Source organism: Alloacidobacterium dinghuense (assembly GCF_014274465.1).
GTDB lineage: Bacteria > Acidobacteriota > Terriglobia > Terriglobales > Acidobacteriaceae > Alloacidobacterium > Alloacidobacterium dinghuense.
The window spans coordinates 4,633,983-4,656,743 of record NZ_CP060394.1 but is presented as its reverse complement, the minus strand read 5'-3'; the positions used below and the strand labels follow the sequence as shown (position 1 = coordinate 4,656,743).

The following is a 22,761-nucleotide window of genomic DNA, read 5'->3' as shown; positions in this document are numbered from 1 at the left end:
TCTGGGGAAATGGTCGAGATTCTGCACGAAAACGTTACAATCCGACTCCCTTTCCGACAAGTAAATTGTTCATCTGAGCGGAATTGCCATTCCATTCACCCCCAACGATCCCCGTCCAAACACCAATTTTCCCCATTCGGCCCAACTCGGTTCTTCTCGCCTTCCCCGGCGACTATCCTTGAAACTGTAAAGTCCTCTGGAAGCGGCAGTTACCATAACCCGCGCTCCCCCGAGGTTCGGTAAAGCACAAGTTGGCTTTCCTGTCCGAAAGCGTGTTTTGAGTCACCTACAACTGGCAGGTAGCTTCAGGAGAACTGAAAAATGTCGAAAGCCGTGAAGTACGCAGAGCGGGCGGTCACCCTCGCCGCGAATGGCGTCTGGTCCGTCTTCGAGAGGCTGAACAGCATCAGCCCCAACGAATCATTCACCCCTAAGTGGTCCGATAAGCCTCTGCTCAAGTCCTGGCAAAAGGAAAAGCCGCCCCTCGGCTGGCCCCGCACCACCGATTCGCTCTGCCCCAAGTGCGTCCCTGAGATCCGCCAGCAGATCATCGACGGCAAGCTGCCTCACGAAATCCTTCTGAATGAGAAGGTTGGCGAAATCAAGGCGCAGATCATCGAGCGCGACGGCAAGATCCTCATGGTCAAGGACTGCCCCAAGCACGGCCACTTCGAAGACGTCATGTCCATGGACCCGGCCTTCTTCAAGCACCTCGAAGAGGTCTTCCCCGGCCGCGACATCCGCGCCCACAATGACGAAAGGCTCCACAACCACGGGACGTCAACCGTGACGCACGGCCGCGGCTCGGTTCTCACCATCGACCTGACCAACCGCTGCAACATGATGTGCGACCCCTGCTTCATGGACGCCAACCAGGTTGGCTTCGTCCACGAGCTCACGTGGGACGACATCAAGACCATGCTCGACAACGCGATCACCATCAAGCCGCGCCGTCAGATGTCGGTCCAGTTCTCCGGTGGCGAGCCGACGCTCTCGCCCTACTTCCTTGACGCGGTCGCCTACGCCCGCAAGGTCGGTTACGAATCCGTTCAGGCCGCGACCAACGGCATCGAGTTCGCCAAGTCGAAGGAGTTCTCCAAGGCCGCAGCCGAAGCTGGTCTGCGCTACGCCTACCTCCAGTTCGACGGCATCGGCAACGCCGCCAACTCGCACCGCAAGGTCGGCAACCTCTTCGATGTAAAGCTCCAGGCCATCCACAACCTGCACGAAGCCGGCGTGGACATCGTCCCCGTCACGACCATCGTCAACGGCATCAACAACGAGCAGGTCGGCCACATCATCCAGTTCGCGCTCGACAACCCCAAGAAGATCAACTTCCTCAGCTTCCAGCCCGTCTCCTTCACCGGCCGCGACGAGGAAGTCTCGGACGAGCGCCGCGAAGCGCAGCGTTACACGCTCTCGCACCTCGCGCACGACGTCAAGAGCCAGACCGGCATCGGCGAGCCGACCCGCGACTGGTTCCCTATCAGCTTCATCTCCACCTTCTCCGACTTCGCCGACCTCGTTCACGGTCCTGACCGCGACTGGGGACAGATTTCCTGCGGATGCCACCCGAACTGCGGCATCGGCATGGCCATCATGATCGACAAGGAAACGAAGGAAGCCGTTCCGGTCACCGCGTTCCTGAACGCCGACCGCCTCGCCAAGGACGTAGCCAAGGTCAACGACGCCGCTCGCGGCAAGTTCCTCTCGCTCGTCGGTATCACGCTTGCGCTGCTGCGCAACTACGATCCGACCAAGGCGCCGACACACATGCGCATCATGGACCTGCTGAAGAAGTTCGACAAGTTCTCCGGCTCCACCAAGCGCAAGTATGGTTCCGTGAAGGCCGACCGCACCATGGCCGACATCGAAATGCGCCGCGCCGACCGCTGGAACTTTCTCTTCATCGCCGGCATGTGGTTCCAGGATCTCTTCAACTACGACTTCCGCCGCACCGAGCAGTGCATCATTCCTTACGCCACGCAGGAAGGCGAAATCAGCTTCTGCGCCTACAACACGGGCGTGGGCTGGCGCAACATCATCGAGAAGATGCACATGACCTCCACGCTCACCAAGTGGTATGACGAGCATGGCCGTCACGAAATCTTCGCCGGCGGCAAGAAAGTCGGCATGGGCGAAGCGCAGCACACCCTCGTCCTCAACGACGAGCACGTGCACGCCCACGCCAACGACACCCTCGACAAGCTGGGCATCGCCAAGAACTCGCGCGAAGAAAAGATTCGCGCCCGCGACGCCAAGCTCAAGCAGGACGCCGAGAACGCACAGATGGCCAAGCTCTACCGCGAGCACATCCTCGGCGAAAAGCCAGTCGAAGGCCTCGTCTCCATCAACTCAATCGCCCCAGCGCCGAAGACGGCCCCCGCAACCGAAGAACCCGTCATGGGGGACTAACCATCCAGGGGACTGCGCGTCCAGCGATACGCGCCGCAAGCGGCGCAAAAACAAGAAAAGCCCGGCCAAACGCCGGGCTTTACGGTTTCTATCGATGTCGAAGCTGATATTTGTTTCCAAATCTTAGGTCAAAGCCCTATCTCGTCAACTTCTTCTTCAGGCTCTTCAGGATCATAGTCGTCAGGATCGATACCCTCGATTTCTTCTTCCCCATACTCCATATAGCTGGTTGTAGCAGCAAGTCCATCCCCGTAGAACCTAACACCATGTGTCTGAAGGATGGAGAAAAAGGGATCTGCAGCAACGTAGTCTTTCTTTACAGTCGTAGGCTGCCATCCGTGCTCATGTGCTTCATAAGCCAAAAGCCAATGATCTTCATAAAGACTTGAACCGGCCATATGCCCATACCAAAGTTCCAATTGATCTGTATCGAAATTACCCTGTTCAAGAAGGTCCAAAGCCACGAGTGCCACGACATCATCATCGAGTTTGGCAACAGCGTCTGCTACCGATTTGGGAATTGGTACATTCAATTTTCTGGCAAGCCACAAGGCCCAAGAGACCTCGTTCCCCTGCTGAAGGGGAGCATGATAATAGCAGATACTGTACAGAGCGCTGGCAAGAGCGTCGTTGCTTGTATGATAGGAAGCATAGTTATCGTAGATCAACTCTAGAACGGACATCATTGTCGGTTCCGCTATTGCTGCCTTGAGGAGCAAAGCTTCACAGAGTTCCCAATTTTCTTCAAATATGTCCGAGCTGAGTACTTGTCTTGCTGCGTATGTTAGGACATTGTCGGTTGGAAAATTCTTGGAGTGTTCAAAAGCTCGGTCAAAAAGATTGAGTAAGTCGGTAGCTTGGGGCTGAGGAGTTTTCCGAATTACTATATTCCGAAGCTCGCTTTTCCAAGACGGTTCGAGAATATCTGGTAACTGAACTATTTCTGTCTTAGGATCGTTAATTTCTAGTTCAAATTGCCTAGCAATACTGTGAAGGGCTGCTAATCCCGTCTCTGCGTCCGATACTGAATCGAAATAAAGGTAATAGTCATCGATATTTCTCGTACCTCGTAGGGCAGGCAGTCTATCCTTTAGCTCTAAATCGAGTGCAGTACCGACGATTTCGCCAATTAAGAATGACGAATCAGGCCCTATTGGTATCCGACCTGTTTGTTTATCCTGGGTTTCCCTTGTCCAAAGATCAAGCCTGTTTCCCAATAACTGATATTGCGTATCTTTTCTAGCTGCTGGCTTTCCATGCAGCGCCCAAGGAATGCTATGCGTATAGATCGAGGGATAGAAACGCGCGATGTCAGTCTTCAGTAGATATCGACGACCAACCGACCTATGCGCCCTAAATTGCGGTTGAATATTTAAGGGAGTCTTGCGATCGATTGAACGAGTTGAATCTAAAATTGGTGCACTTAGAGAAAAAGGAGATTTACTGCAGAATTCCTCTAGCTCTAACCAATTCGTAGCGATCTCATCAGAAAGCATGCATTGATGAAAAGGGTTGGGAATTGATAACGTCCTACGTAAATGCTTCCGCTTAGGGATGGAATGCGTGACGCAACGACTCCGCAACTTATTGGCCTTTTTCTGAACCATCTTCGACGCTATAGGCCGAACGTAATTCAGCATGTCAGTTAATGCTGTTCCCAGTCCTAGCGAGTTAACGGGAGGAATCACTCGGCCAGGGAAATAACCTCGTGTCATGAGATCTTCCACCGATAGGGGTGAGATTACGGGCGCCGTAGCCATATCTTTCGCAAGCGGATTTTACAAGAAGGGGCATCCCATGTCTCTGTGAGACATGGGATGCCCCCTTCAACTTCCACGACTGGCCGCCTCGACGAGGTGGACGGGGATTGGCCCATTCAAGCCCTCTTTTTGTTCAGTGCCATGACATGCTTTCCAGGATGTTTCTAGTCATCCTTTACACTCCCTGCGCGAGCGAAGCGAGAGCAGGGAGTGAGACTGAGGATGCCTTGGAAGACGATGGACGTGCGGGAACAGCGGGTGCGGTTTGTGGTGGCGGCGTTGCGCCGTGAGCGGAGCTTGAGCAGCTTATGCCGGGAGTTTGGCATCTCGCGTCCAACTGGGCGGCTGTGGGTCGAGCGCTATCGGGCTGGCGGGGTGGAAGCCATCGCGGAACGCAGCCGACGCCCCCTGCACAGTCCACAGCAGACCGCGCCGGAGGTGGAAGGGCGTGTGATCGAGCTACGCCTCCGCTATCCCGACTGGGGTGCGCGCAAACTGCAGGTATTGCTCGAGCAATGCGGGACACGTTTGCCCGCAAGCACCATCCATCGCATTCTGCTGCGCCATCAACTGGTGCGCCCCGAGGACCGGCATCGCCCCGCGCCCAGGCGCTTCGAGCGGGCCGCGCCCAACGAGCTGTGGCAGATGGATTTCAAGGGTCCCAAGTCGTGGCACCAGCCGATCGGACCGCTTTCCATCCTGGATGATCACAGCCGTTATGTGATCGCGCTGGAGGCGGTGGGCAGCACCCAGGCCGAGCCGGTCCGTGTGCGGCTGGAGCATGCCTTTCAAGAGTGCGGTCTGCCCGAGGCCATGCTGATGGATCACGGCGTGCCCTGGTGGAGTTGGGCCGGACCACAGGCGGCGACGACAGGACTGGCGCTGTGGCTGATCAAACAGGGCATACGCCTCTGCTGGAGCGGCATCGGGCATCCGCAGACGCAAGGCAAGGTGGAGCGCTTTCACGGCGCGCTGGAACGCGCGCTCACCCGGCGTGGACTGCGTGGCCACGCGCCCCAGCAGTGGCTGGACCGCTATCGCTGGGAGCACAACCATCTGCGTCCGCACGAAGCCCTGGGCATGCAGACTCCAGCCAGCCGCTGGCGCCCCAGTGAGCGGCGCTACGATCCCAACCCGCCGCGCTGGCAGTACCCCGAGGGAGCCTGGGTACTGAAGGTCGACTGTCAAGGCAAGCTGGAGATCGCCGATACCAAGTGGCGCATCGGTCGCGCTCTGGCCGGTGAATGGGTGCAGATCCTCCCTGTCGAACAGCGGCTCCAGGTCTATTACTGCAACACCCTGATCCGGGAACTCGATCCCGCCATCCAACGCTCGACGATCGTCGAGCGTTGGATACCAGCTCAAAACCCTCGACCCTAACTGGAAAGAATGTCCAGAGACAAACTGCAAACGATGTCGTGTAACTTGACAAAAAGAAGGCTTGAATGGGGCACCCGCCCGCCCTATCTAATTCCCGAGCCTACTTAGTTTTTCAAGATCGACATGTAACTCGAAAAACTGAAAGCGCACTCCTCTCGAATCTGGCGATAGCCATTTTCTAGTCACACTGAAGCCCTCAATCATCTCGATGATTCGGGCCGCTTCATTGTCGAACGAGCTAATCTTGGTCATCATGCTCGTCCCGGTTTCTTTGAGCCAAGCGGTCACATTTCGGTAACACCCTGCCGCTTTCCTCAGGGAACTTAACTCGTCCTCTAGTGTCGAGATTTCTTCCGGATCGGGAAAAACCGCGTGGTTCTTGTGTAGCGATCTTGCTGATCGGCCTGGATTGTGCCCGTGGGCGTATAGGTTTCTCCATCCTACGAGATACTTTAGGCTTCCATAGACATGGGAAGACTTTATATTTGACTGGCCTAGAAAGGTTGCTGCCACCAAAAGTTTTTCTGTTGGTTGAAGTTTCTCGAGCGTCTCGGATACCTCATTGGGTAGTTCAAAGTAGCAAAAGCGATTGATCAATCCCTCCGAAGATATAGCAGTTAAAAGATGGAATAACTCTATTCGGATAGATGTGAGCTCCTTTTCCTTGTGGATATGGTGATCGAACATGTGCATTTGATCTTCTCCCGATTGGCCAGCGGTCGCGTGGAGACCGTCTTTTATTTTGGCCGATAGGGCGCGCAATGCTGTCACGACGTCATTTGCAGCAGTCACAACAGCAATGTGTATTCCTGGGTCTGCCCATATGGCCCCTTTGGACCACTCGGAGTAATCTTCTTTTGTCTGCTCCACTTCTTCATCTGGGGGCATAGATTCCTTTAGGATTTGAGTCTCCAATTATTGTTGTATTTAGAGTAAGTCTCACTTCTCCCCGATGATAGCAACATTCCATGGCTGCAGCGTGATCTTGCCGGATGAGCTAATCTTGGTTCCTGTTAGCAGGTCAGCGCTTTCTTAGTAAGAGAAGGCGATGGTCTGCTCGCTGGCGGTGGCCCAGATCTCACTGTTCTTGGGAAACCATGGGTGCCCCACGTCTCGCTTTTGAGACGTGGGATTCCGGCGTGGCACGTTCTCGGCGTGTTGCCGTCCATTCGGACTCGATTTCGACAGTGCCTATATGTCCGGTTAGGTAATGCCGGAAGCTGGACCACGGCCAATCCCACGGCTTGCTTGCCAGTCCTCGCTTTACTGGGTTGCGATGCATGTACCGGAGTTTTTCGACGTGCTTTTTCTCCGTGTAAACATTGAAGTCGTAATATCGTGCCTGCCAGAACGGCCGTTCCCTTCGCTTTGCGACAACCGACAGCTTTAGTGCCTGCAGGGCCTTGTTCAGCAAGATATCTGAAGGCTCGCCGACGAGAAGGTGTACGTGTTCCGGCATCACCACGTATCCGGTTATCCAGAAGTCGTAGCGGAGTCGCATCGCCTCTAGTGATTTCTCGAAACGATCACGAGCCTCTGCGGTATTGAGATAGGGCCTTCTTCCGTAACAACTGAAGGTGATGAAATGCAGGTCGCCTGATTGGTGGTACCGGACCAGGTTTCGTGGCATGCCCTCAGCCTATATCCCAGGTCTCAAAAGCGAGACCTGGGGCACCCACGTTTTAGATTTTGGTGGCAGACCAAAGTAATCCTCGGTTTTCTCTTCACTTCTCCTCAACGATGGCAACATCCCACGGTTGCAACGTGATCTTACCGGATGAAGTGATCGCGTTGCCTGTGAGCAGTTCGGTTCCTGCTTTATAGGGGTAGGTGAAGGTCTGCTCGTTGCTTGAGTAGTTGAGGTAGTAGTGGAGTTGTTTGCCTTCGCGATTGACTCCGTGTTTTACGTGGACTGGCGCGGGGAGTTGCTGGTCGGGACCGGTCAGGTTCGCTTCTTTTAAGACTTGTTCGACGACGGCTTTTTGCAGGGTGTCGGATAAGTAGGTTCCTTCGTAGGTCAGCGTGCCATTGCCGTAGTTGTTTTCGGTGATGGCGGGCCACTTTCCGAAAAATGGGTGGTCATAGTAGGCCAATGCTTTGGCGTGTTCGGGCATGAGGAATTCGGCCCAGTAGCTGACTTTGCTCTGGTCGGCACCTACGTGATACGGGTCGTCTTTGAGGGCTAATGGTTTTTCCAGGTTGGAGAATTCCTGATAGCTGAAGCCGGCGGCCTCCCGCAGGGGGCCGGGGGCGCGGACCCAGCGGACGGCTGAGTTCTCGTTGGCGAATCCGCTCTTGAAGGTCATAAGGACGTGGCCGCCGTTTTTAACGAAGTCAGAGATTTTTTGTAACAGCGCGTCGTCGGAGATGTAGAGCGCGGGGACGATGAGGACTTTGTATTGCGAGAAGTCGGGGTTCTCGGGGAAGACGAAGTCGGTGCCGATGTTGAGATCGTAGAGGGCGCGATGCATCTGGTGGACGAGGTTGCCGTATCCGACGATGGGCGGCGCGAAGGCCCACTGCGGGCCATTGCTGGTGAAGGGCATGAAACTGATGGCGTTGAGCGAATCGACGCTCCAGAGGATGGCGACCTTGTTCTTGATGTTGAGGTCGACGAGGTGCGGACCGATCTTCTGGAGTTCGTGCGCGGTCTTTGAGACTTCAGCGTAGGCGCGGTTTGGTTCGAGGTCGTGGGAGAGGACGCCTTTCCAGTAGGTCTCCTGACCGGCGTGAATGGAGGCCCAGTGCCAGTACTCGACCATATTGGCGCCACTGGAGAGGTGGGTGTAGACGTCGAGGCGGAGCTGGCCGTCGTAGGGCGGGTACTGGTAGGCGGAGGTCCAGTCGGTGGTCTGCGCGTTGGTTTCGGTGATGAGGTAATTGCTGTGCTTTAGGGAGCGGGTGTAGTCGCCTGCTTCGGCTTCGGACTCGCCGTCCATGTGGTCCTGCATGCCGTGGTAGTTGTTCATGGCAGGGATGTCGAGGGCTTTGGCGACTTCGAACTCGTTGACCTCGCTTTTCATGCCGCCGCCGAAGTCGGTGGTGACGAACTGGTGCGGGCCGCGGTTCTCGCGAACGAGCTTTGCCTGCCAGTCGAGGAAGTTGGTGACGCGCATCTGTGACCAGCGGGACCATTCGAGCTTGTAGCTGGTGCTGGAGGCGCTGTCGCGGGTGGGCATGTCTTCCCAGGAGTTGACGTCCTCGCCCCAGTAGTTGAGGAACCAGGCTTTGTTGAGGTTGTCAGTGGTTCCGAACTTTTGCTTGAGGTGGTTGACGAAGCCGATGAAGACGTCGCGGTTAGCGGCACCGTAGGATGAGGTTTCGTTGTCGATCTGCCAGCCGATGACGTTGGGGTTGTTCTTGTAGTGCTCGACGAGGTTGCGGATGAGGCGCTCAGAGTAGAAGCGGTAGACAGGGCTGTCGGTGTCCATGTTCTGGCGCATGCCGTAGAAAGGCTTGGCGCCGCCGAGTTGTTCGGCGAGGACCTCGGGGTGCTCATGGTAGAGCCAGGTAGGGATGGAGTAGGTGGGCGTGCCCATGATGACCTTGATCCCGGCTTTGGTCATGGCGTCGACGACGCGGTCCATCCAGGCGTATTCGAAGCGGCCGTCTTCGGGTTCCCAGAGGCTCCATGTGGATTCGCCCATGCGGACGACGGAGATGCCGGCTTGCTTCATGAGGGCGACGTCTTTGTCGAGGCGGCCCGGTTGCAGGTCTGCGGGCATGTATTCGTTATAGTAGGCAACGCCGTAGAGAACGTTTTCCCAAGGGACGGCGTTGTAGGGCTGGGGTTTGGTGGTCTGGGCCAGGGCGGTGGTGGCGAAGAGGGTGGTGAGGATGGTTGCGGCCCTTAGCGTTTTTGAATCAGACATATAGTTGTCCTCGGAAGCTCCACAAATATCTATCACGGATGTGGTGGTGTTTGCTCGGATGGGCGCCGACAGAACGGAAAGTAAATCCCCGGAGTTGACGGTTGTGCTGCCCACCCTATCGCAAACTGCGCGATAGGATGGGGCACCCATTTCGTGCCCGCTTTCGGCGAAAGCAGATCCTTCGACTTCGCTGCGCTTCGCTCAGGATGACAGCCTTTGGGTTGTGCAGCTTTTGAGTTGTGCGCTGTCGGGAACGGCGGCTTTGTTTCTCATTCTGCGAAAATATAGGCTATGCCGGAACTTCCTGAAGTTGAGACGGTTGCCAATGGGGTCAACCAGCGGGTGCGAGGCGAGGTGATTGAGTCGGTGTGGCTGGGTTCGAAACCGGAGCCGTTCAAGACTGATCCTGTGGAGATGGCGGAGGCGCTGGCCGGGCGGCGGATCGAGCGCGTGTATCGCGTCGGCAAGCATATTGTCTTCGATCTTTCCGGCGAGAATAGCAAGGCGGAACCGCAATGGATTGTTCATCTTGGGATGACTGGGCGGTTGCTGGTCTCCACCGCCGAGGTGGCGGTTCCGGCGCATACACACGCCGTTTTGAGGCTCGCTTCGGGGCGTGAGGTGAGGTTTGTCGATGCACGGCGGTTTGGGCGGCTGGCGATTCACTGGCGGGCGTCAGGCGATGGCTTTCAGGGATCAGGGCGCGAGCCGTTAACGATTTCGATTGAGGAATTTGCGGCGCTTTTTCGGGGACGGAAGACATCGATTAAGGCCGCATTGCTCAATCAGAAGCTGTTGCATGGGGTGGGCAATATTTATGCCGACGAGAGCCTGTTTCGGGCGGGGATCCGGCCGACGCGGATAGCTGGGCGGCTGAATAAGGACCGGCTGGAGCGGTTGCGCGCGGCGCTGCAGGAGGTTTTAAAGCACGCGATTGAGCTGGGCGGGTCGTCCGTGTCAGATTATGTGGATGCGGATGGGGTGAAGGGATTTTTCCAGCTGGAGCACCGGGTCTATTTGCGGGGTGGGGAACCATGTCTGAAGTGCGGCACGCCGATTCGCAGGATGGTTCTGGGGGGACGCGGAACGCATTATTGCCCAGCCTGCCAGAAGTAGTGATGTATGAATTTGTGAAGCAAGCAGGATTCAGCCTTCCATAATCTGAAGGTCGCGCGTATCGCGTTCTATGTAAGTTATTCATTCTAAATATATGAACGTGCGGCATAAGAATTGCTTATTAAGAGAGTGCCAGCGACGTACGTGTTCCGGGATTCGAACTGGAGCACGAAAGGACAGACCTCGGTACAAGAGAGTTGGAGCCGTAAGAGGCTCACCCCAGCCGAGGTCGTTGCCCAGATGCCTGATGGCGGACGGGCTTTTCAGGGAGGCCAGTGATTGGCCTTTGAAAGGCAGAACGGCCGCCCCAACGAGGCGGCCGTTCGGTTTTATACCCCGAATTAAATTCCTGCATCCAACTACTTGCCAGAAGTATCAATAACGAGTAGTATCGTCTTTGCCTATCGAGCGGCTGATGCCGGAAGGTAAAACCGGAAAGTTCGCCGCATTTCTCGACAGTCAAGAATTCAACTGGCGCGTATCACCTTGATGTAGGTATGTCTTCGCATTGCGGAAACGATGGCGGTTCAAGGTGAAACACCCAAACTTAGCGATAGCGAGTTGAAAGTTCAAATATTGGACTCCGTGACACAGTGCAGGCCAGGACCCGGTTCCTCCCTCGACAACCCAGTTTATGTCGGCACATGTGCAGGAGTATGAATCAACCGATCTCCCGGCAATTCGGATGAAACGAAAGCAGCAGCGGCTTTCCGCCGGAATTTCGCTGCAACCAAGTCAACGCACCAGGAAGTGCAAGCATGACAACAGAGCAGAACCAGCCCCAGGCACAAGCGCCTCAGGGGTCCGCGCCGCAAGGCCAGCCCCAGGGGCATCGCCGCAGACGTCGCAGACGGAAGGGCGCGAAAGGCCAGCCGAACGCTCCCCAGGCGAATGGCCAAGCCAACCAGAACCAGCAGCAACAGGGACAAAAACCGAAGTATTCCAACCAAAACCGGCAATACCAGAAGAACGGGAGTAGCAACGGTCAGGGTGGAGGGCGCCGCAAAAATAAGCAGAGGCGGCAGCAGGTTTTCGTCGGCCCGATGGACCATAGCTACCGCGTGGCGAATGGCAATGTAGCGGACGGGCCTCCTTCGACGATCGAATACCGAAACGGGAACGGCAATCCGAACGGCTATCATCCGGCAGAAGCTGTCGCGGAAGCGCCAGCCCCGGTGCGCGAAGATGCGCCGACGCGGATCTTCTGCTTCATTGACGATCTATTCTTCCTGGCTAAGATTCAGGAAACTGCTCGCAAGCTGGGCGTGAAGGTTGGCTTTGTGAAGGCGGACAAGGAAGTTGTCAGTAAGCTGACCAGCGCGAAAGATGATGAGCGGCCATCGCTGATCGTTTTCGATCTCAACAATGCAAATGCGAAGCCGCTTACGCTCATTCCGAAACTCAAGGCGAAGCTGAAACGGGGAACTTCGATCATTGGATTTCTCTCGCATCTGCAGGGCGATCTGAAGGTGAAGGCGCTGGAAGCGGGATGCGACATGGTTATGCCGCGCTCTGCATTCTCGCAGAACCTGCCGAACCTGCTGCGGCGTCATGGTCTAGATGAGGAACTCGAAGCAGCTGAAGCCTGAGTAAATCAATTTTTGCTGTAGAAGTGAGAGGCCCGCCATGTGCGGGCCTTTGTTCTTGCGGCGATCAACGATGGTATCTCGGCGCAGATAAAGCAGATGCATTGCGCAAAGTCCGGAGAACAGGAGTACAATTCCTCGTCGTATCGCGTAGCGTTGGATTGGGCTTGCAAGGGCCATGGATGCATCATTGTTGGGCTGATTAAATCAAGGTTCCGAAGCAGGGCCGGCAACGCGGCGCGCAATTTGAATTGCGAGGTCCCTATGCGTAAAGCACAAACAATGCTCCTGCCGTTTATGGCCATCGCACTGCTAGCTGTTACAGGGTGCCAGCGTCATTCCCATGACGAGACCTACTACCTCATCTCGAACAATCTGAAGCTCACTTACTGGCAGACGGCAGTAGAGGGATTTAACAAGGCGGCCGCTGAGTACCATGTGCAGGCGAAGGTCGTGGGTCCTGATACGTATGACCCGCAGGCTGAACTGACCGAGTTGCAGCACGCCATTGCGGCAAAGCCTGCAGGGATCCTCATTTCAGTTGCGGATGCAACGCTATTCCAATCGGAAATCAACGCAGGAATTGACGCGGGGATTCCGATTATCACGATGGACTCGGATGCTCCGCACAGCCATCGGCTGTTTTTTATCGGGACGAACAATCTGCAAGCGGGACGATTGGGCGGACAACGAGTGGTGAATAAGCTGCCGAACGGCAAGGGCAACGTCGTGTTTTTCTCGATGCCGGGTCAGCCGAATCTGGATGACCGCTTCAAGGGGTACCAGGAGGTTTTCGCTGACCACCCGGGAATCAAGACGGTGGAGGTGGTTGACATCAAGGGGCAATCCACAGCCGCATTTGATAGAGCACAGCAATTCATGACGCAGACAGGCGACAAGAAGATCGATGCCTTCATTTGTCTTGAGGCCTCGGCGGGCAAAGAAGTGGCCGCGGTGCTGAAGAACGACAATTCGAATCGTCTGCTGGTGGCGATGGATGTCGACCCGGATACGCTGAATCTGATCAAGAGCGGGGTGATCGATGCGACGATTGCACAAAAGCCTTACACGATGGGGTACATCGGATTGAAGGCGCTGGATCAGGTCTTTCATGATGGGCTGAAGACGTTCAGCAGCGACTACAGTGTGGATACGTTCTCGCCGTTCCCGGTCTTCATCGATACAGGAACAGCGGTCGTAGACAAGGTGAATGTGGATCTGTTCAGCAATTCAGCGGCTGCGGCGCAAAAGTAGGCTAGCCGGGAGGCCAGTGCATCTGGCGTCCGCCAAGCAGATGCATGTGAAGATGGGAAACGGTCTGGCCTCCATCGGGACCAGTATTGATGACAGTTCGATAGCCGGCGCTGAGGTTATGTTCGGCGCCGATTTTTTTTGCGACTGCATGCATGTGGCCGAGCAAGGCTGTATCACTCGCGTCGGCTTCTGCAAGCGACGCGATGTGCTTCCTGGGCACGATCAGCAAGTGCACAGGCGCTTTCGGATCGATGTCCATGAAGGCATAGGTGAGATCATCTTCGTAGATCTTCTTTGAGGGAATCTGTCCGGCGATGATTTTGCAGAAGATGCAGTCCATGGGGTCAGGATACCGCAGAGACAGCGCCTTCCCACCCCATCACGCAAAGGGACCGCGTCTTGGGCCCCGTTTCGGCGCAAGCGGGTCAGCCGACGACGGAAAGCGCTTTGTTGTACGACTTTCCGTTAAAATTAAGTTGGAATGAATTCGATCCGCATGCATTTTTTCTCACGCTATGCCTTCAGGTTCTTGACGGCATTGACAGTTGGGGTTGCTGCTTTGGTTGCTTTGCCCGCGATGGGGCAGTTTTCAAATCCCAGTGCTGGCCCGGGTACGCCGGTGCATAACGCCAAGGCTCTGCGTCCACCTGCCGGGGCGCGCGTTGCCATCTATGAGTTTGAAGATCTGGAGTGTCCGGATTGCGCACGGGCGAATCCGCTGCTGAAGGACGCTGCGGCCAAATACAACATTCCCTGGGTGCGGCATGATTTTCCTTTGCCGTTTCACACCTGGAGCTTTGATGCGGCGGTAGCGGCGCGGTGGTTCGATACGAAATCGAAGAAGCTGGGCGATGACTTCCGCGATGCGGTGTTTGCGAACCAGGTAAGCATTACCTCGCAGGATCAGCTGCGCGCCTTTGCGCAGAAGTTTGCTGACGATCACAAGCTGGCGTTTCCTTTTGTCGTCGATCCGCAGGGAAAGCTGGCGGCTGAGGTGAAGGCGGATTACGACCTTGGGCAGAGCATCGGGATTCAGCACACGCCGACGATCTGGATCGTTACGAACAAGACGAGCGGCACACCATTTGTAGAGGTTGTGGACCGGACGCGGTTGTATGAGTTGATCGATGAGGCGATGGCGGAGACGAAGGCTGCGCCTGCCGCCGCGCACCATGCGAGCGGGAGATAGTTCGCACTGAAAGAATTTGTTTTTTGAGGGGGAGTTATCCGTGCCGTTGTATGAATATCGGTGTAAGGCCTGCGGGCATCAATTTGAAAAGATTCAAAGCTTCAGCGCTCCGGAAGAGAAGGTGTGTCCGGTGTGCGGCGGCGAGGTGGAGCGGCTGATCTCTGCGCCGGCTGTGCAGTTCAAGGGGTCAGGATGGTATGTGACCGACTACGCGGCGAAGAGCGCGAGTAAATCTCCTGCGCCGAGCACTGCCGATGGCAATGGCAGCAAGGCTGAAAGCAAGCCGGCTGCTTCGAGTGAGAGCAGTTCTTCAGATTCTAAGCCCGCGTCCAAATCGACGACGAAGAGCGAGTAGCACTCAGGGCCGCATGAGCAGTCGCAGGGGATCGTTTGGACTTCTCAGCTGCAGAATAAAAGCCTCGGCTCTTTTGTAGCCACCTTCGATGCCGCGAAAGGCGGCTACGTCATCCTGCAATTTGTAGTAGCGGTCGGGAGTCTGGCTGGCGTGCGCGTAGCAGGCGGCGCGCTTCATCGCTTCCTGGTCGGTGATGTCGATGTAATGCGTTGGGGAAAACTGCAGCGTGTCTTCTCCGTTTGAGACCTCGTAATAGTAGAGCGCGAAACTCTGGTTCGAATTCTTCCATGCGTCGTAGGTGAGCATGGTGAGGGCGCGGTGATCGCGGTGATTGTCGATGGGCCACTGGGTGAAGACGAGGTCCGGCTTTTCGGCGTTGAGCAGCTTTGCGTAGGACTCGTAGTGGGCGTTGTCGACGATGGCGTGGCCATTTTCCTGATCTGCATATAGAGGACGCGCTTTGAGGATTTCGCAGGCCTTCTTTGCTTCAGCGATTCTCTCGGTTGGTGATGTTGGTGGCCAGCCACCGTTGTTCAGGTAAAGCAAGACAACTTCATGGCCAAGGCTTGTCAGGCGGGCTACTGTACCGCCGCATCCGTATTCGGGATCTCCGGGATGGCCGCCGCAAACCACGATTTTCAGTTTGGGTTGATTGCTCTGTGCCTCCGCCTGCGGTGCTCCAAGAGCGATGGCGGTGGCTGTTGCGGTTGCCAGCATTTCTCTTCTCGTGAGATTTTTCATTTGACTCGTGCGGAGTAGTTCTTGGAATCCTGCCAGTAAGGATAATCAAAATGTTGTCGCCGACCAGTGGTCCTGGTCACCAAATATCGTTCAGATTCTTTCCTTCGGCTCCGCTCAGGACAGGCTCTCCCGCTGGTCGTCAGAGTGACGGGAGCCATCTTTTGTGGCCACTGCTAAAGTCTCTAGAGATTTAACTTCTTGAAGATCGAGTTGGGGATGGAGCGGATGATTAGCATGATCACTGCCCATATCGGCGGCACATAGGCTACGTCTTTGCGTTTCTCGATGGCTTTCAGGATCCATCGGCCTACGGCTGCGGGATGTGCGAAGAGCCCAGTTTGCGGCAGGTGCGCGGTCATTGGTGTGGAGACGAATCCGGGCTTGATAGTCAGCACGTGCACGCCGCTGCGGTCGATGCGGTTGCGCACGCCGTCGAGGAAGATGTTCAGCGCGCCTTTGGATGTGCCGTAGACGTAGTTGCTTTTGCGTCCTCGGTCTCCTGCGACGGAGGAGATGACGGCGAGCGTTCCCTGGTGCGTTGCTTCGAAGTAATTTGCGAGCCAGGTGATCAGCGAGACAGCGGAGAGGAAGTTTGTTCGCAGAATGGCTTCCGCTGTTGCGTAATCGGTCTGCGCTCGCTCCTGATCGCCGAGCACACCGTGAGCGAGGAGCGCGAGGTCGATTGTATCGAGCTTTTCAGCGGCTTCCGCGAGCATTGCCTCATGAGATGCGGTGTCGTCGAGGTCCATGACGCAAGTGAAGATAGCGGATGCGCCGCGGGTCTCCAGGTCGCTGGCTACCGCCTTCAGTTTCTCGGGACTGCGTGCTACCAGATAGAAACGGGCGCCTTGTTCCGCGAGCGGGCGCATGACGCCGTTGGCGATGGCCGAGGTGGCGCCGAGAACGAGAACGCGAGAAGGAAGCTGCTGACGCTTGCTAGCCACGGGCTGTGACCCTCTGCCAAAACGCAGAGTCGAATGCCGGGTCGACATAGCGCGCGAATTCCTGCCACTGCGGGTAGAAGGATTGGAAGCGGTCGGCGGTCATGCGCGCGTCCTTGGCCGGGTACATGCGGCCTCCATGCTCCTGCGTAATGCGCGCGAGACGGTCGACGAGATCGAAGCTGAGTTCGGCGCGAATGGGGAAGTCGAGCGCGAGCGTGATTCCGGGCATAGGAAAAGAGAGCATGCCGGGGGATGGCGCATCGCCAAAGACTTTGATGACGGTGAGGAACGAAGCGAGTCCCGACGCGGTGATCGCCTTCATCATGTTAATGATGCCGAACTGCTGATTCTCTTCCCAGGGAAGCACGCACTGGAATTGCAGCAGGCCGCTTTTGCCGTACATGCGGTTCCAGTGGAGGATGCTGTCGAGCGGATAGAAGAATGGCTCGTAGTCGACGAGTGCCGTCTTTTCCTTGCTGAATTGCTTGTTGTAGTAAAGGGTGTTGAAGAGGCCGATGGAGAGATGGTTCAGGGCGAACTCCGGCAGGTCGAGCGGTAGCGTGAGCCACGGCTCTTTGCTGCGCGTGAGCGGCTCGGGCTGCGGATTGTGATCGCCCTGCATGAAGATGCCGCGGGCGAAGTTGTTGCCGGTGGCGACAGAGTCCATCCATGCGACGGTGTATTCGGAATGCGTGTTTGCTTTTGAAATCGCCACAAATTCGTCGATGCCGACGAACTTGGTTCCCTTGTATTGAATCCTGCGGGACACGATGGGGCGCAGGCGGATCTCGGCCCACGCGATCAGTCCGGTGAGTCCCATGCCGCCGACGGTTGCTGAAAACCAATCGGAGTTTTCGGACGGGCTGCACTCGAAGCGGGCGCCATCGGAGCGGACCAGCTCGAAGCGCAGCACGTGACAACCGAAGGTTCCGGCGATGTGGTGGTTCTTGCCGTGAATGTCGTTGGCAATTGCTCCGCCTACGGTCACATATTTCGTTCCGGGCGTGACGGGGAGAAAGAAGCCGCGCGGCACGGCGAAGTCGAGAATTTCGGCGAGTGTAACTCCGGCTTCGCATCTGAGGATGCCGGTTTGAGGATCGAAGTGCTGGAAGCGGTCGAGGCCGCGCGCCTGAAGCAGCGTTCCGTGCCCGAGAAGGCAGACGTCGCCGTAGCTGCGCCCTGCGCCAACGGGCAGGATCTTTGTTGCCGGAGGCTGCGTGAGCGGGAAATCCGTGGTCCAACTCAGTGGAACCAGATCGGCTTCCAGTTTTGGGTAACGCCCCCATGATTCGAACTTCGGGGACTGAAACTTCGGCTGCGAGTTACGTGGCATTCTTCTCCATCGTAAAGGATGCGTGTTGTGGAGAAATCAAAGGGCGGCGACTATGGCGATGAGGACGACGGCCAAGCCGATGAGCAAACTCATGCGGTCGGTGACGGCGAAGATGACAGGATCTTCGTTCATCTCACCGCGCGAAGCGAGCAGCCAGACACGGCTGATCCAAAGCAGCATGAGAGGCACGATGAGCCACATGCGCACGGGATGAGCGTAGAGTTGCGTGACGTTCGTTCCGCTGATGTAGAGGGAAAAGACAACGATGGCCGCGTAGCCGCTGGCTGTGCCGAAGCTGCGCAGTTGTTCGATGTCTGAGATAAGGTAGCCGCGACCGTTCGAAGGCGCATTGCCACGTTCCTGCAGATTCAGCAACTCACTGAAGCGCTTGACCATGGCAAGGCTGAAGAAGAGGAAGACGGAGAATCCGGCGAGCCAGGTGGAAATCAAGATGCTTGTGGCTGCGCCTCCGGCAAGCATCCGCACGGTGTACAAGCCGGAGAGAAGGATCACGTCTACGAGCACGACTCGTTTGAGCGCTAGTGAATAGCTGAGGGTAACGACGAGATAGAGCAGGAGCCATCCGAGAAATGCAGCGGGCAGGAAGTATGCTCCCACAAATCCGGCTGCGAGAAAGGCAACGATGATCGCGACTCCGGTGGAGGCCTGAAGGTCGCCGGCGGCGAATGGACGAAAGCGCTTTTTCGGGTGCCTGCGGTCGGTTTCTATATCGAGCAGGTCATTGACGATGTAGGTGGCCGAGGCGCAGAGGCTGAAGGAGAAAAACGCCATAATTGCGTTGAGGACGAGTGGCAATTTCAGCGAATGGGCGAGCAGCAGCGGCACGAAAATCAGGACATTCTTTGCCCATTGGTGGAGGCGGATGGCTTTGAGGAATGCTTTTCTGTGCGAAGCGCGGTCTTCGAAATGCCGGTGGATAGGAATCTTGCGGGATTTGAGCAGCGTGCGCAGAGAAGCGTGCGGATTGGCAAGCATCGCCGCTCCTGCGTGCTCGAGCAGTGGCAGATCGGGACGGGCATTGCCGATGTAATCGAAGTCTTCGCCGTGGAATTCAGACTTGAGGCTGGCCAGCTTATTGCCGCCGGTGAGGTTGGTATTCCCGTCGCTCGCCAGCACCCCATCGAAGATTCCGAGATGGGCTGCGATTTTTTCGGCGAGTCTCGCGTCGGCGCCGGTTGCCAGATAAATGCGGCGGCCCAGCCCGCGCTCCTGCTGGAGATATTCAAGTAGAGGGCGATTGTAGGGGAGATGCGTCACGTCGAGTGTGACGATGTTGCCTACCTGCGCCTTGAGGGCCGCTTTGCCCTGCAGCACCCAGCGGAAGGTCTTCAGGATGCTTTGCGGGTGAGTGCGCAGCAGAACAAGCAGGGAATCCACCAGCGTGTCACTCTTGACGAGCGTTCCGTCGAGGTCGACGCACAGAGGCCGGAGCAGGCCGGAATCCGGGTGCTGCAGCTGAATTTGTGCTTGCTCCTGCAAATCCTTCTCCTGTGTTGATTATCGCTTGTAGGATGCACGGGAAAGCAAGACTGCTTTGGTAATGCTGTTAAATCAGCGATGTCTGCGGACGTTTTGATTGCGCGAGCGGAAGAGTAAAGTGTTCAGTAGAAACCCTTTCGGCCTTTTTCATTCGTAGAATCATGCGCCGACGACGGGAGATTGAGACTGACGGTTCATGTCTGAGGAACAACCCCGAGAACACAGCGGCCCCTCATGGGGACTGATGCTGGCACTGCTTTTTCTGGCGATTCTTGTCGCCAGCGGAATTGCCTACCTGCTGATCTATCCATACATACATCGCTAGCCGTAGGTCCATCGCTAACTGGAGGACGGCTGCTGCGCACGGTCTGCGAGCAGGACGGGGATACCGTCTTCGATTGGATACCTGCGCTGGCACTGGGTGCAGCGAATCTGATCGCCTTCGAGGAGCAGATTGCCGTGGCACACGGGACAGGCAAGCATGGTCAGCAGATCAGGAGAAATAGGTCCGGGAGACGCCTTGGCTTTCATGTCAACAGTGTACTTCGAGGCCGCAAGGTGTCTATTGGCGAGCTTCCGCCGCTCAGAATCGTCTCTGATATTCGTTGCTGATACGCATGAGAGCTGCTCCGTAGTCGAGTTTAGTGTCCTTCTCATTCACCCATTCAAACGAGTACGGCGGCTCATTGGTTGCTCGATATTTCAGGATCACAAACTCGTCATAGAGAGGTGCAACTTCTGCGAGCCGTGAACGGGCTTGCTCTGCTTCTTGGATAGGGTGTTTGTACTTCCCTCCATCGGTTCGGTAGCAGCGTTCTCCCTCGTAGCTCGTAGTCACAGCTGCGTAATTTATTCCGACTATTCCGAAGCAGATTGGCTTGCTCGATCCGGCACGGTGCTTGAAGTTCTGCATCTGATGCGCGAGATCACTCTTGACCCTGTCGATAAGCTCTCCGAATGTTCCGTCGCCTCGCCTTGCTTCGATGCCTTTCCGCTTGTTCTGAACATTGAGCACGCTAGACATTCTCTCGACAGAGAGAACATATCTCTCTGACTTGTTTACAGCCACTAAATCTTCATAGAGGTGTATGGCCACAAAGTCGCCCAAATTCGAACGACGGTGCTCGTATTTCTTACCGTCAAAAAGCCTGCGAAACTCCTTTAGCAGCCTGTAATCAGCCACAAATTACCTCGCATGACGTGGCCCCCGCCATGCGTTTTACCCGGGACAAGGCCGATATTTTCTGTCGAGCTACTTCTAGGTATGACGGTTCAATTTCGATGCCGATGGAATTACGACCGGTCCTTATAGCAGCAGCAGTTGTAGAACCCGTTCCAAGGAACGGATCGAGAATTGTATCGCCAGCAAATGAAAAAAGTTTGATAAGCCGTTCGGCCAGTTCGATGGGATAAGGCGCAGGGTGTTTACTTTTGGTGGTCGATGCCCCCGGAAGATCGGCCCAACCGGAACGCAACCATCCTTGCATCTCATCCTTTGTCAACATGGAGAGCACCTTCTGCACTGGTTCGGCGGAACGATATTCTCCACCTTTCCGCAATAACAAGATGAATTCCGTGTCGTTTTTTACAATGGAACCTGGCTGATACGGCTTCCCGTAGAAACCGGCACCATTTCCTTCCGCCTCTGTGGCACCGTTGGTGATTTTTTGCCACAAGATTGGTGTCAAGCAGTCGAGCCCTAGCTTTCGAGACCGGACTTGAATATCAGCGTGCAACGGCATCACGTGATGTCGGCCTCCACGCTTTCTCGATACGCAAATGTCACCAACTACACAACAGATTCGCCCGCCCGGTACAAGTACGCGAGCACAGTGTCTCCAGACCTTATCCAGTTCAACCAGGAATTGCTCGTAATCCGCGATATCCCCGAGTTGTGATTGGTTGTCCCGAACATACTCCTTTAAGGTCCAATAAGGCGGTGATGTCACCACTAAATGAACAGAACTATCAGGTATCCAGGAGAGGTCCCTTGCATCCCCAAGTCGCAACCGGTGTGTAGTTTTGTCAAAAGGGGCAGGCCAGGGCACCGTCCGGTAGTGATTGTTAGCTTCACGATAGATTTCCAGCGCCCCAGGATCTGCGTCGTTCAATGGTATGAGGAAGGAAACTTGTGCTCGGCTTACTAGCTCCACATACGGCCGCTTAACGGAGCCTTCTTGCGCATTGGCCGTCCGCTCTGAAGACGTATTCCTCTCGATCGCCTGCCTCATTCGAATCCACTCCATTTAAACTTGACTAACGTATTGTTACAACGTTTTGCGCCTTTACCCAAGTCTCTAGCAAGTGACCTCCGCGATTTAACCAGCGCATGTCCGGATTGAGCAACACCACCCTAGCACCCATCCTTTACCATGAACAGAGAGATGACTACACCACGTGTTCTTGATGGAAATGCAATCGCCTCGCAGATCAAGGCGGAAGTTGCGGCGGAGGTTGAGCAGTTAGCTGTGCAGGGCATTCGCCCCGGTCTGGCTGCGGTGCTGGTGGGCAATGTGCCGGCTTCTGAGATTTATGTACGCAGTAAGGTTCGCACCAGCGGGCAGCTTGGAATCTTTTCGGACCTGATTACGCCTCCTGATACGGTCACGACGGAGGAGATGCTTGAGCTGGTGGCGCAGTTGAATGCGCGCGAGGATATTGACGGCATTCTCATTCAGCTGCCTCTGCCGAAACAGGTGAATGCGAAGCTGCTGCTGGAGGCGGTTTCTCCGGCAAAGGATGTGGATGGATTTCATCCCGTGAACGTGGGACGACTGCAGGCGGGGCAGCCGGGGCTTGTGCCGTGCACGCCGGCGGGCATGATTCAGATGCTGAAGCGGAGCAATCTGCCGATTGCGGGGCAGAATGCGGTCGTGATTGGGCGCAGCGATATTGTGGGTAAGCCGATTTCAATTCTCCTGTTGCACGAGAACGCGACAGTCTCCATTTGCCACAGCAAGACGCGCGACCTGGGCAGCTACACGCGGAATGCGGACATTCTGGTGGCGGCGATTGGAAGGCCGGGATATGTGACACCTGATCTGGTGAAGCGGGGCGCGACGATTCTCGATGTCGGGATCAACCGCGTCACAACGCGCGAGGAATTCGACAAGTATTTTGCCGGTGACGCCAAGCGCGAAGAGATGTTTGTTCTGAAAGGATCGACGATTGTGGGCGATGTGCATCCCGAGGCGTTCAAGGCTTCAGGCGCGTATACACCTGTCCCCGGTGGCGTTGGGCCGCTTACGATTGCCATGCTCATGGCGAACACTGTGCGCGCGGCGAAACTGCGGCGCGGGCTTGCGGCCTGAGACCG

21 protein-coding genes are annotated in these 22,761 nt (G+C 56.1%); 9 read left to right on the top strand and 12 right to left on the bottom strand.

All coding sequences use genetic code 11. From position 1 onward, the window contains the following. The first annotated feature begins 321 nt into the window (after positions 1 to 321). The gene (locus H7849_RS19260; protein ID WP_186741669.1) at positions 322 to 2,415 is read left to right on the top strand and encodes a radical SAM protein; all 2,094 of its coding nucleotides are present in this window, start codon (positions 322 to 324) and stop codon (positions 2,413 to 2,415) included. 128 nt (positions 2,416 to 2,543) lie between these two features. On the opposite strand, the gene H7849_RS19255 is transcribed toward H7849_RS19260, so the two are convergent. Continuing rightward, the gene (locus H7849_RS19255) at positions 2,544 to 4,130 is read right to left on the bottom strand and encodes an RNA-directed DNA polymerase (RefSeq protein ID WP_186741667.1); all 1,587 of its coding nucleotides are present in this window, start codon (positions 4,128 to 4,130) and stop codon (positions 2,544 to 2,546) included. Positions 4,131 to 4,412: 282 nt separating this feature from the next. Between H7849_RS19255 and H7849_RS19250 the strand changes: the two genes are divergently transcribed. Further along, complete coding sequence (locus tag H7849_RS19250) at positions 4,413 to 5,555, top strand: IS481 family transposase (protein ID WP_251106358.1); 1,143 nt, start codon at positions 4,413 to 4,415, stop codon at positions 5,553 to 5,555. A gap of 87 nt (positions 5,556 to 5,642) precedes the next feature. Here H7849_RS19250 and H7849_RS19245 read toward each other — a convergent pair whose 3' ends face one another. From H7849_RS19245 to H7849_RS19235, 3 genes are all read right to left on the bottom strand, one after another. Then, positions 5,643 to 6,443 (bottom strand): hypothetical protein, encoded by an 801-nt coding sequence (locus H7849_RS19245; RefSeq protein WP_186741663.1) that lies wholly within the window; start codon positions 6,441 to 6,443, stop codon positions 5,643 to 5,645. A gap of 190 nt (positions 6,444 to 6,633) precedes the next feature. Next, positions 6,634 to 7,185, bottom strand: coding sequence for an REP-associated tyrosine transposase (locus tag H7849_RS19240; RefSeq protein WP_186741661.1), 552 nt, complete (start codon positions 7,183 to 7,185; stop codon positions 6,634 to 6,636). A gap of 94 nt (positions 7,186 to 7,279) precedes the next feature. Then, positions 7,280 to 9,463 (bottom strand): beta-galactosidase, encoded by a 2,184-nt coding sequence (locus H7849_RS19235; protein WP_251106357.1) that lies wholly within the window; start codon positions 9,461 to 9,463, stop codon positions 7,280 to 7,282. 255 nt (positions 9,464 to 9,718) lie between these two features. On the opposite strand from H7849_RS19235, the gene H7849_RS19230 reads away from it, so the two are divergent. The 3 genes from H7849_RS19230 (at position 9,719) to H7849_RS19220 (ending at position 13,383) form a co-directional block, all read left to right on the top strand. Then, a complete protein-coding gene (locus H7849_RS19230; protein WP_186741659.1) occupies positions 9,719 to 10,543 on the top strand; it encodes a DNA-formamidopyrimidine glycosylase in 825 nt (274 codons plus the stop codon). Positions 10,544 to 11,301: 758 nt separating this feature from the next. After that, on the top strand, positions 11,302 to 12,132 hold the full coding sequence (locus tag H7849_RS19225) for a response regulator (protein WP_186741657.1): 831 nt from the start codon (positions 11,302 to 11,304) through the stop codon (positions 12,130 to 12,132). 261 nt (positions 12,133 to 12,393) lie between these two features. Next, complete coding sequence (locus H7849_RS19220) at positions 12,394 to 13,383, top strand: substrate-binding domain-containing protein (protein ID WP_186741655.1); 990 nt, start codon at positions 12,394 to 12,396, stop codon at positions 13,381 to 13,383. Between the two features lies 1 nt (position 13,384). On the opposite strand, the gene H7849_RS19215 is transcribed toward H7849_RS19220, so the two are convergent. Continuing rightward, entirely contained in the window at positions 13,385 to 13,723 is a 339-nt protein-coding gene (locus tag H7849_RS19215) for a histidine triad nucleotide-binding protein (RefSeq protein ID WP_186741653.1), read from the bottom strand. Between the two features lie 156 nt (positions 13,724 to 13,879). On the opposite strand from H7849_RS19215, the gene H7849_RS19210 reads away from it, so the two are divergent. Then, complete coding sequence (locus tag H7849_RS19210; RefSeq protein WP_186741651.1) at positions 13,880 to 14,572, top strand: DsbA family protein; 693 nt, start codon at positions 13,880 to 13,882, stop codon at positions 14,570 to 14,572. A 40-nt stretch (positions 14,573 to 14,612) separates the two neighbouring features. Further along, entirely contained in the window at positions 14,613 to 14,927 is a 315-nt protein-coding gene (locus H7849_RS19205; RefSeq protein ID WP_186741649.1) for an FmdB family zinc ribbon protein, read from the top strand. A gap of 3 nt (positions 14,928 to 14,930) precedes the next feature. On the opposite strand, the gene H7849_RS19200 is transcribed toward H7849_RS19205, so the two are convergent. From H7849_RS19200 to H7849_RS19185, 4 genes are all read right to left on the bottom strand, one after another. Then, complete coding sequence (locus H7849_RS19200) at positions 14,931 to 15,644, bottom strand: PIG-L deacetylase family protein (RefSeq protein WP_222439688.1); 714 nt, start codon at positions 15,642 to 15,644, stop codon at positions 14,931 to 14,933. 206 nt (positions 15,645 to 15,850) lie between these two features. Continuing rightward, the gene (locus H7849_RS19195; RefSeq protein ID WP_251106356.1) at positions 15,851 to 16,612 is read right to left on the bottom strand and encodes an SDR family oxidoreductase; all 762 of its coding nucleotides are present in this window, start codon (positions 16,610 to 16,612) and stop codon (positions 15,851 to 15,853) included. After that, entirely contained in the window at positions 16,605 to 17,945 is a 1,341-nt protein-coding gene (locus tag H7849_RS19190; protein ID WP_186741643.1) for an FAD-binding oxidoreductase, read from the bottom strand. The genes H7849_RS19195 and H7849_RS19190 overlap by 8 nt, the downstream gene beginning before the upstream one ends. Before the next feature lie 36 nt (positions 17,946 to 17,981). Further along, positions 17,982 to 19,445 carry a UbiA family prenyltransferase gene (locus H7849_RS19185; RefSeq protein ID WP_251106355.1) on the bottom strand — a complete coding sequence of 488 codons (1,464 nt, stop codon included), beginning with the start codon at positions 19,443 to 19,445 and terminating at the stop codon, positions 17,982 to 17,984. 196 nt (positions 19,446 to 19,641) lie between these two features. Here H7849_RS19185 and H7849_RS27135 point away from each other — a divergent pair, with 196 nt between their 5' ends. Next, positions 19,642 to 19,770, top strand: a complete 129-nt coding sequence (locus H7849_RS27135; RefSeq protein ID WP_285288902.1) for a hypothetical protein — start codon at positions 19,642 to 19,644, stop codon at positions 19,768 to 19,770. 14 nt (positions 19,771 to 19,784) lie between these two features. On the opposite strand, the gene H7849_RS19180 is transcribed toward H7849_RS27135, so the two are convergent. Genes H7849_RS19180 through H7849_RS19170 form a run of 3 tightly spaced genes read right to left on the bottom strand, consistent with a single transcriptional unit; the run spans position 19,785 to position 21,676 of the window. Next, complete coding sequence (locus tag H7849_RS19180) at positions 19,785 to 19,976, bottom strand: Trm112 family protein (RefSeq protein ID WP_186741641.1); 192 nt, start codon at positions 19,974 to 19,976, stop codon at positions 19,785 to 19,787. A gap of 52 nt (positions 19,977 to 20,028) precedes the next feature. Beyond that, positions 20,029 to 20,628 carry a hypothetical protein gene (locus tag H7849_RS19175; protein WP_186741640.1) on the bottom strand — a complete coding sequence of 200 codons (600 nt, stop codon included), beginning with the start codon at positions 20,626 to 20,628 and terminating at the stop codon, positions 20,029 to 20,031. After that, positions 20,621 to 21,676, bottom strand: coding sequence for a DNA-methyltransferase (locus H7849_RS19170; RefSeq protein WP_186741638.1), 1,056 nt, complete (start codon positions 21,674 to 21,676; stop codon positions 20,621 to 20,623). Before H7849_RS19170 ends, H7849_RS19175 begins: the two co-directional genes overlap by 8 nt. Positions 21,677 to 21,829: 153 nt before the next feature. Here H7849_RS19170 and H7849_RS19165 point away from each other — a divergent pair, with 153 nt between their 5' ends. Continuing rightward, positions 21,830 to 22,756 carry a bifunctional 5,10-methylenetetrahydrofolate dehydrogenase/5,10-methenyltetrahydrofolate cyclohydrolase gene (locus tag H7849_RS19165; protein ID WP_186741636.1) on the top strand — a complete coding sequence of 309 codons (927 nt, stop codon included), beginning with the start codon at positions 21,830 to 21,832 and terminating at the stop codon, positions 22,754 to 22,756. Positions 22,757 to 22,761: the final 5 nt, after the last annotated feature.

Excerpts from the sequence above, each read along its gene's own strand:
- H7849_RS19250 (WP_251106358.1), top strand. The coding sequence starts at position 4,413 with ATGGACGTGCGGGAACAGCGGGTGCGGTTTGTGGTGGCGGCGTTGCGC.
- H7849_RS19225 (WP_186741657.1), top strand. The coding sequence starts at position 11,302 with ATGACAACAGAGCAGAACCAGCCCCAGGCACAAGCGCCTCAGGGGTCC.
- H7849_RS19210 (WP_186741651.1), top strand. The coding sequence starts at position 13,880 with ATGCATTTTTTCTCACGCTATGCCTTCAGGTTCTTGACGGCATTGACA.
- H7849_RS19200 (WP_222439688.1), bottom strand. The coding sequence starts at position 15,644 with ATGCTGGCAACCGCAACAGCCACCGCCATCGCTCTTGGAGCACCGCAG.
- H7849_RS19165 (WP_186741636.1), top strand. The coding sequence starts at position 21,830 with ATGACTACACCACGTGTTCTTGATGGAAATGCAATCGCCTCGCAGATC.
- H7849_RS19245 (WP_186741663.1), bottom strand. The coding sequence starts at position 6,443 with ATGCCCCCAGATGAAGAAGTGGAGCAGACAAAAGAAGATTACTCCGAG.
- H7849_RS19230 (WP_186741659.1), top strand. The coding sequence starts at position 9,719 with ATGCCGGAACTTCCTGAAGTTGAGACGGTTGCCAATGGGGTCAACCAG.
- H7849_RS19240 (WP_186741661.1), bottom strand. The coding sequence starts at position 7,185 with ATGCCACGAAACCTGGTCCGGTACCACCAATCAGGCGACCTGCATTTC.
- H7849_RS19180 (WP_186741641.1), bottom strand. The coding sequence starts at position 19,976 with ATGAAAGCCAAGGCGTCTCCCGGACCTATTTCTCCTGATCTGCTGACC.
- H7849_RS19170 (WP_186741638.1), bottom strand. The coding sequence starts at position 21,676 with ATGAGGCAGGCGATCGAGAGGAATACGTCTTCAGAGCGGACGGCCAAT.
- H7849_RS27135 (WP_285288902.1), top strand. The coding sequence starts at position 19,642 with ATGTCTGAGGAACAACCCCGAGAACACAGCGGCCCCTCATGGGGACTG.
- H7849_RS19215 (WP_186741653.1), bottom strand. The coding sequence starts at position 13,723 with ATGGACTGCATCTTCTGCAAAATCATCGCCGGACAGATTCCCTCAAAG.
- H7849_RS19255 (WP_186741667.1), bottom strand. The coding sequence starts at position 4,130 with ATGACACGAGGTTATTTCCCTGGCCGAGTGATTCCTCCCGTTAACTCG.
- H7849_RS19260 (WP_186741669.1), top strand. The coding sequence starts at position 322 with ATGTCGAAAGCCGTGAAGTACGCAGAGCGGGCGGTCACCCTCGCCGCG.
- H7849_RS19190 (WP_186741643.1), bottom strand. The coding sequence starts at position 17,945 with ATGCCACGTAACTCGCAGCCGAAGTTTCAGTCCCCGAAGTTCGAATCA.
- H7849_RS19220 (WP_186741655.1), top strand. The coding sequence starts at position 12,394 with ATGCGTAAAGCACAAACAATGCTCCTGCCGTTTATGGCCATCGCACTG.